At 75.4% G+C, this 7097-nt stretch carries 8 protein-coding genes and 1 pseudogene; 6 read left to right on the forward strand and 3 right to left on the reverse strand.

Translation table 11 applies throughout. The annotated features are described in order from the left end of the window. Positions 1 to 782, reverse strand: a 782-nt coding sequence (locus MCBG_RS09470) for a DUF2804 domain-containing protein (RefSeq protein ID WP_043330392.1), incomplete at its 3' end; no start/stop codon positions are given. A gap of 70 nt (positions 783 to 852) precedes the next feature. Then, positions 853 to 1611 carry a peptidylprolyl isomerase gene (locus MCBG_RS09475; protein WP_043325141.1) on the reverse strand — a complete coding sequence of 253 codons (759 nt, stop codon included), beginning with the start codon at positions 1609 to 1611 and terminating at the stop codon, positions 853 to 855. A 257-nt stretch (positions 1612 to 1868) separates the two neighbouring features. On the opposite strand from MCBG_RS09475, the pseudogene MCBG_RS09480 reads away from it, so the two are divergent. The 5 genes and pseudogenes from MCBG_RS09480 to MCBG_RS09500 all read left to right on the forward strand — a co-directional run. Then, positions 1869 to 2954: pseudogene (locus MCBG_RS09480) on the forward strand (RNA ligase RtcB family protein); the annotation flags it as partial. A 14-nt stretch (positions 2955 to 2968) separates the two neighbouring features. Continuing rightward, positions 2969 to 3574 (forward strand): peptide chain release factor H, encoded by a 606-nt coding sequence (gene prfH / locus MCBG_RS09485; RefSeq protein WP_043325142.1) that lies wholly within the window; start codon positions 2969 to 2971, stop codon positions 3572 to 3574. 95 nt (positions 3575 to 3669) lie between these two features. Next, on the forward strand, positions 3670 to 4008 hold the full coding sequence (locus MCBG_RS09490; RefSeq protein ID WP_116962586.1) for a hypothetical protein: 339 nt from the start codon (positions 3670 to 3672) through the stop codon (positions 4006 to 4008). Next, complete coding sequence (locus MCBG_RS09495; RefSeq protein ID WP_043325144.1) at positions 4005 to 4634, forward strand: hypothetical protein; 630 nt, start codon at positions 4005 to 4007, stop codon at positions 4632 to 4634. The genes MCBG_RS09490 and MCBG_RS09495 overlap by 4 nt, the downstream gene beginning before the upstream one ends. Positions 4635 to 4663: 29 nt before the next feature. Then, a complete protein-coding gene (locus MCBG_RS09500) occupies positions 4664 to 5491 on the forward strand; it encodes a DUF72 domain-containing protein (protein WP_198033342.1) in 828 nt (275 codons plus the stop codon). A 62-nt stretch (positions 5492 to 5553) separates the two neighbouring features. Here MCBG_RS09500 and MCBG_RS09505 read toward each other — a convergent pair whose 3' ends face one another. Continuing rightward, positions 5554 to 6294 (reverse strand): DUF3152 domain-containing protein, encoded by a 741-nt coding sequence (locus MCBG_RS09505; RefSeq protein ID WP_157560776.1) that lies wholly within the window; start codon positions 6292 to 6294, stop codon positions 5554 to 5556. Between the two features lie 174 nt (positions 6295 to 6468). On the opposite strand from MCBG_RS09505, the gene MCBG_RS09510 reads away from it, so the two are divergent. Continuing rightward, entirely contained in the window at positions 6469 to 6987 is a 519-nt protein-coding gene (locus MCBG_RS09510; protein WP_223201141.1) for a SigE family RNA polymerase sigma factor, read from the forward strand. Positions 6988 to 7097 lie beyond the last annotated feature (110 nt).

The following is a 7097-nucleotide window of genomic DNA, read 5'->3' on the forward strand; positions in this document are numbered from 1 at the left end:
CGCCACGGCCGCAGCCAGTCGGCGCGGTCGTACTCCCAGGTCAGGTCCGCGCCGATCTTGTGCAGCCGCCCGTCGACGAAGACCGCGTTCTCGGTCGAGCCGGTGCCGTCGGTCCACTTGCCGCCGAGCTGGATCGACCGGCCCGGACCGCTGCCGGCCGCCCAGTTCCACCGCACCGCGTACCGCCACTTGCCCCGGCCGTGGTCGAGCGCCGCGTACGACCCCTCCCCCACCGGGTACGCCGTGCCGTCCACGGTGATCGTGCCGTGCACCGGACGGCCGATGTCCTTGACCGTGTACTGGAACCGGCGGGTGCTCCACGGCACCACCACGCCGAGCGACTCGTGGCCGGGCGGCAACGGCACGGTCAGGTCCACCTCGATGCCGGGCGCGCTGGCGCGCAGCGTACTGCCGTCGGGGCCCTGGTCCACGGCGATGGTGAGGTTCCCGCCGCGGGCCCGGACCGGGCCGTCGCCGCTGACCGGCGGCAGCACGGTGCCCCGGGCGAACGGCACCACCGCCTCCGCCGTGGTCTCCCGGCCGTTTCTCCGGTCGAGCAGGTAGAGGCTCTGCACCCCGGCGTAGTCCAGTGACGACGCGACCAGGCCGAGGATGTGCGTCGGGGTGACCACGCCCCAGTGCTCCCACCGCTTGGCCCGGCCCCAGCCGCGCAGGTTCGCCCGGTGCAGCGGCCGGCGGCTCCAGCCGACCGCGTCCGGGTTCAGCCGCCCGTCCGGCCGGCACAGGTCAACCGGCTCGGTGATCTCCCGCTCATGCGTCATCGCCGCAGGCTACCGGCGGCGACGCGGGCCCGGCGGGCGGCCTCGTCAGCCGTCCCGCCGGGCAGTCACGTCAGCGGCCCTGCTTGGCGCGGCAGATCTCCACCGGCACCGCCGGGGCGCCGTCGACCGGCGCCGGGTCCTCCGGGGTGGGCGCGATGCCGCCGGCCGAGATGCGGTCCAGCGTGGCCAGCCCGGCCGCGTCGACCTGACCGAACACCGTGTAGTTGGGGCGCAGCGCCGAGTCGGCCTGGACCAGGAAGAACTGGCTGCCGTTGGTGTCCGGGCCGGCGTTGGCCATGGCCAGCGTGCCGCGCGCGTACAGGCGGCGTACGCCGGTCGGGTCGGTCGGCGCGGGCGGCAGGTCGGTGGGCAGCTCGTCGCGGTAGCGGTAGCCCGGGCCGCCCTCGCCGGTGCCGGACGGGTCGCCGCACTGCAGCACGGTCAGCGTCGGGTACGCGGTGAGCCGGTGGCAGGGCGTCCGGTCGTAGAAGCGCTTGCGGACCAGGTGCAGGAAGCTCTGCACCGTGCACGGCGCCTGCTCGCGGTCCAGCGTCAACCCGATCGGCCCCTGGTTGGTGCGCAGCGTGACCCGCACGGTGCCCCGGTCCGGCGTGCGGCGCGGGTCCGGCGGCAGCGACACCGGACGGGCGGCCGGCTCGTCCGGCGTGGGCGTGTACGCGCACGGCCCCTTCGTCGGCGCCGGGTCGGCGGCGGGCGCCGCGGTCGCGGCGACACCAGCGGCGGCGACGATCGTCGCGGCGGCCACGCTCACCCCGGCGAGGCGGGCCAGCAGGGGTAATGCGGCGTGCGTTCGGGTTTCGCTCGACACGGTGGTCCTCCCTGGACTCGTGGTACCAGAACGACCGGAGTCTATGGATCGGGTGGGGTGATGTCGACGCGCACGCCTCACGGGTCGCCGGGAAAGTCGGTTGCCCGCCCGCGCCACCTCCGCGAGGCTGAGCGGCATGACGTTCTGACGGATCACACCCCGCCCGCAGGCCCCTCCTCGCCGCCTGCCGTTCCCCGGCCTCTCTCTTTCCGCAGAAACGAGCGTCTGTGTCCGCGTACCCCTCCGGGCGGGCCGTCGTGCCCGCCACCGTCTCCGTCTTCTCCTCCCCCGGCAGCTGGATCGAGTCCGCCGCGCTCGACCAGTGCCGTCAGGTCGCCGCCCTGGACGGCATGGCGCACGTCGCCGCCATGCCCGACCTGCACCCCGGCAAGGGCGCGCCGATCGGCGCCGCGATGTCCTCGACCGTGCTGTATCCGTTCCTCGTCGGCTCCGACATCGGGTGCGGCATCGCGGTGTTCCCAATAGCGCTGCGCCGGGTCGTACCGGAACGGCTCGCGGCCCGGTTCCCCGACCTGGATCGGGCGCTCGACCCGGACGCCGACGACCCGGCGTGGTCGGTGCTGGACGGCGACATCCCGGCCGGGCACCTCGACGGGCTCGGCACCGTCGGGCGCGGCAACCACTTCGTCGAACTGGCCCGCGTCGGGCCGATCCTCGCGGCGGAGCACGCCACGCGGCTCGGGCTGGACGCCGGTGACCTGGTGCTCGTGGTGCACTCCGGCTCGCGCGGGCTGGGCGAACGGATCCTGCGCGAGCACACCGAGACGCACGGCGCCGGTCCCGCGCCCGACCCGGACGCCTACCTGGCCCGGCACGACGCGGCCGTGCGGTGGGGGTCGCTCAACCGGCGGCTGCTGGCCGCGCGGGTCGCGTACGCGCTCGGCGCCGAACCCACCGAGCCGGTCGTCGACCAGTGCCACAACCTGGTCGAGATCCGCGACGAAAAGAATACCTGCACCGCAAGGGCGCGACGCCGGGTGACGGGCGGGACGTGCTGATCGCCGGCACCCGTGGCACGCCCTCCTATCTGGTGGCCGCGCACGCCGGGCCGGACGCCGGCTACTCGGTGGCGCACGGCGCCGGGCGCAAGGTGTCGCGCGCCGACGCGCTGCGCCGGGGCCGGGCCAAGCACACCGTCGAGGAACTGCGGCGTACGCCGGTCGGCTCGATCGTGGTGTGCGGCGACCGGCAGTTGCTGTTAGGAGGCGCCCACCGCGTACAAGCGCATCGAGCAGGTCGTCGGCGACCTGGTGACGCACGACCTCGCCACGCCGGTCACCACGACGGTTCCGCTCGTCACCTACAAGACGCCGGACGTGGGCCGCAAGGGCCGCCGGTGACCGAGCTGCTGCTGTCCGCCGGGCGCGGACCCGCCGAGTGCGCGTGGGCGCTGGCCCGGCTGCTGTCCCGCCTGGAGGCCGAGGCGGCCCGGCGGGGCCTGCATACCGCGCGGGTCGAGACGGTGACCGGCGACCGGGCCGGCACCTACCGGTCGGTGCTGGTCCGGATCACCGGCGCCGGGGCTGAGGCGTTCGCGGCCGGGTGGACCGGCACGCTCTGCTGGCAGGCGCCCAGCCCGTACCGGACCGGCCACGGGCGCAAGAACTGGTACGTCACCGCGCGCCCGTGCCGGACCGACGTTGTGGTCACGCCGTTCCACGAGGCGGACGTCCAGTTCGTGCCGTGCCGCACCGGCGGGCCGGGCGGTCAGCACCGCAACAAGGCCAGCACCGCCGTCCGGGCCACGCACCGCCCGTCCGGCCGGACCGTGGTGGTGGACACCGAACGGCACCTGCACCTCAACCGCCGGATCGCGGTCGAGCTGCTGCGGCAGCGGATCGCCGCCGACGACGACGCGGCCCGGCGCGCGGGCGTCGACGCCCGCTGGCGGATCCACGACGACCTCGTGCGCGGCGACCCGGTACGGGTGGAGCGGCCCTGACGCGGCCCGATCCGACGTCGCTGACCGGCCCGGCTACCGTGGTCGCGGCGACCGGGCGGCCCCGGCCCGCCGTGGCGCGAGCGCGAGGAGGACGGATGCGACGGAGAAGGACCGGTCTGACGGCGGCGCTGGCGACAGGGGTTCTCTCGCTCGCCGCCTGCGGCGGGGATGCCGGCACCGATCCCGAGACCTACCTCCGCGACGCGATGCGCGAGGCCGTGTCCGTCAAGCAGGAGACCGGGCAGTTCCCCCGGGGCGTGAGCGACCTGTCGGTCGGGGACTACGACGGCGTCGGCGTCGTCACGTTCGTCACCGACAACGACGCGTCGGCGCTCTGCGTGCAGCTGTCCGTGCCGGACGCCAAGCGCAGCGTGTACTCCTCCGACCCGGGGCAGGTCACCGACGGCGCCTGCGACATGGACCGCGTCCGGTGAGCCCGCTCGTGCGGCGCTTCCGCGCCGTGGTCGCCATGTGGATCTTCGTCGGCGCGGGCGGGTTCCTGCTGGCCGGGTTCCTCGGCCTCGCCCTGCTGACCCAGACGGGTCCGTTCGCGGCCGCGTCGACCTTCTCCGCCGCCGCCGAGTTCGCCCCCGGCGCCGAGATCAAGGTGCGGGACACCGGCGTACGCCCCGGCAACATCCTGATCCTCGCCACCCCGGCCACAGTCGACCCCGCCACCGTGCGGTGCACCGCGAAGAGCCGGGTCTACTCCACCGGCGAGCAGCGGACCAGCGAGCTGACCGGGGCCCGGCCCGAGGGGACCGCGGCGGTGATGCGCGACCGCGGCGACCCGCGGCAGTTCACTCCGGTGCTGGCCACCGACGGCATCGCCTGGATGGGCACCGACTTCGTGAGCTGCACCGGCGCCGGCGCGGAGGCGTTCGCGCTGACCACCGCCGAGGGCATCCAGAGCGACCGGTTCCGGCTCGGCGCCGGACTGCTGCTCATGCTGCTCGCCCCGGTGCTCGCCGGGCTCGGCTGCCTCGCGCTGTACTTCACCCGGAAGTGGAACCGGGAGGCGGCGCTGCGCGGCGACTCGACGAGCTGGCCCTACCGGTGACCGGGCTGCGCCTGCACGTCGGCTGTGCCATGTGGACGCACAGGTCCTGGTCCGGCCGCTTCCTGCCGCATCCGCTGCCCGCGCACGAGCGGCTGCGCGCGTACGCCGGGTGGTGCGACGCCGTGGAGGGCAACACCACGTTCTACGCGACCCCGGCCCGGGAGACGGTGGCGTCCTGGGCCGAGCAGACCGGCCCGGCCTTCCGTTTCCTGCCGAAGCTGCCGAAGGCGGTGACGCACGAGCACCGGCTCACCGGCGGCGAGGCAGCGCTGCGCGCGTTCCTGCACGCGATGGAGCCGCTCGGGCCCCGGGCGGACGCGCTCTGGATCCAGCTGCCCGGCTCGTTCAGCCCCGGCGACGTGCCCGACCTCGACCGGTTCCTGCGCACGCTGCCCGACACCCACAGGTACGCCGTCGAGGTCCGCCACCCCGCCTTCTTCACCGAGGCCGGCGCGGTACGCGCGCTGGAGGCCACGCTGCACCGGCACGGCGCGGAGTGGGTGCCGTTCGACACCACCGCGTTCTTCCGTACGCCGCCCACCAGCGACGCGGAGCGGGAGGCGTGGACGCGCAAACCGCGCCTGCCGCTGCGTACCCGGGCGCTGACCGACCGGCCGATCGTGCGCTACCTGGGCCGCGACGACCCGGCCCGCACGGTCGAGGGCTGGCAGCCGTGGCTGGACGTGGTCACCGGCTGGCTGCGGGAGGGCCGCTCGCCGACGGTGTTCGTGCACACACCGGACAACGCGGACGCGCCCGAGCTGGCCCGCCGCTTCCACGACCAGGTCCGCGAGCGGGTGCCCGGGCTCGCGCCGTTGCCGGAGCCGGAGCCGGTCGGCCCGGCCACGCTGTTCTGAGCGCCGGCGTGGGTCCGCCTGCGCGGCCGGGCTGCGCGTGCCCGGCCGCGCGGACCCGGACCTCAGCCCGGCCGGCCGCCCTCGGGCGGGGGCAGGCGGTCGTCGTACACGCCGGAGCGGCCCGCGTACCGCTCGCCACGCAGGAACGGCAGCGGGTTCGGGGTGCAGCCGTGCAGGCCGAGCGTCTGCTGCTGCATCACCGGCGCCGGGCGGCCCCGCCCCGGGCAGCGCTCGTGCCCGTGACCCAGGCGGTGGCCGACCTCGTGGTTGACCACGTACCGGCGGTACGCGGCGAGGTCGCTGCCGTACGCGGGCGCGCCGAGCACCCAGCGGGCCACATTCACCACGACCCGGTCCCCGTTGCGGCAGGACGTGTACCGGTCCAGCCCGTCCCCGCACAGGTCGTCGCGCGTACCGGGGGTCGCGAGGTAGACGGTGAAGTCGGCGGGCCCGTCGGCGCCGACGCGACGCAGGGCGATCCGCCCGTCGGTCGTCCAGCCACCCGGGCCGGCGAGGATGCCGGTGACCTGCGCCCCGAAGTCGGCCGCTGGCAGACCCGTGATGTCGCGCTCCACCGCCACCCGGTAGCGCAGCAGCCGGCCCGTACCCCCTGTGGTGGCCGGCTCGGCGGCGGCGAACCGCCACCGGTTGCCGCCCTCGGCGGGATAGCCGATCCGCGCCGGCCGGGGCCGGACGGGCGCCGCCGCCGACGCGGCCGGCGCGGCAGCGGACGGCCCGGCCGGCTCGGACGGCGTGGCTGCGGGCTGGTCGGCCACTGCCGGTGTGCAGCCGGCCAGCGCCACCCCAGCGCGATCACCGCCGCGCCACCGCGTGTCCGGTCCACGGTCCTGGTCATCTCGTCTCCCCTCGGTGCCCGGTCGGGGGCACGGGGATGAGGACGGGTGATCCGTCGCGAAAGTTGGTGCGGCGGGGACTCAACCTTTTCCGCTGCCCGCACGTCCCTACCGGGGTGAGAGGTGCAGAGGACCGGCATGGCCCGGGGTGACGCGGAGTTCGTCGAGTTCGCGCGGGCGTGCTCCGGGCGGCTGACGCACGCCGCCTTCCTCATGACCGGCAACCACCACCACGCCGAGGATGCCGCCCAGACCGCGCTCGTGCGCACGTACGCGTCCTGGTCCCGGATCCGCAACGGCGACCCGTACGGCTACGCCCGGTCGGTGCTGGTGAACCACCTCGTCGACACCTGGCGGCGGCCGATCCGCGAGTACCCGAGCGACGACCTCCCGGAGCGAAGCGGCGGCGACCTGGCCGAGGAGGTGGCGACGCGGCGGTGGCTGGTCACCGCGCTCGGCACGCTCACCGCGCGGGAACGCGCCGTCGTCGTCCTGCGTCACTACTTCGACCTGCCGGAGGCCCAGGTGGCCCGCGAACTCGACGTGTCCGTCGGCACCGTCAAGAGCACCTCGTCCCGGGCGCTGGAGAAGCTGCGTACCGCCGGCCTGTCCGCGCCCCGACCGCAGGAGACGTGCCGGTGACCGAGATGGACGAGCTGCGCCGGGCCATGCGGGCGACCGAGCGGGCCGGTGGTCTGGACCTCGACGACATCATGCGCCGGGGGCGGCGGCTGCGCCGGCGGCGGCGGGTC

The organism is Micromonospora sp. M42 (assembly GCF_000568915.1).
Taxonomy (GTDB): domain Bacteria; phylum Actinomycetota; class Actinomycetes; order Mycobacteriales; family Micromonosporaceae; genus Micromonospora; species Micromonospora chalcea.

Coding starts and splice junctions, on each gene's coding strand:
- MCBG_RS09490 (WP_116962586.1), top strand. CDS start 3,670: ATGCGACGGAGAAGGACCGGTCTGACGGCGGCGCTGGCGACAGGGGTT.
- MCBG_RS09500 (WP_198033342.1), top strand. CDS start 4,664: ATGTGGACGCACAGGTCCTGGTCCGGCCGCTTCCTGCCGCATCCGCTG.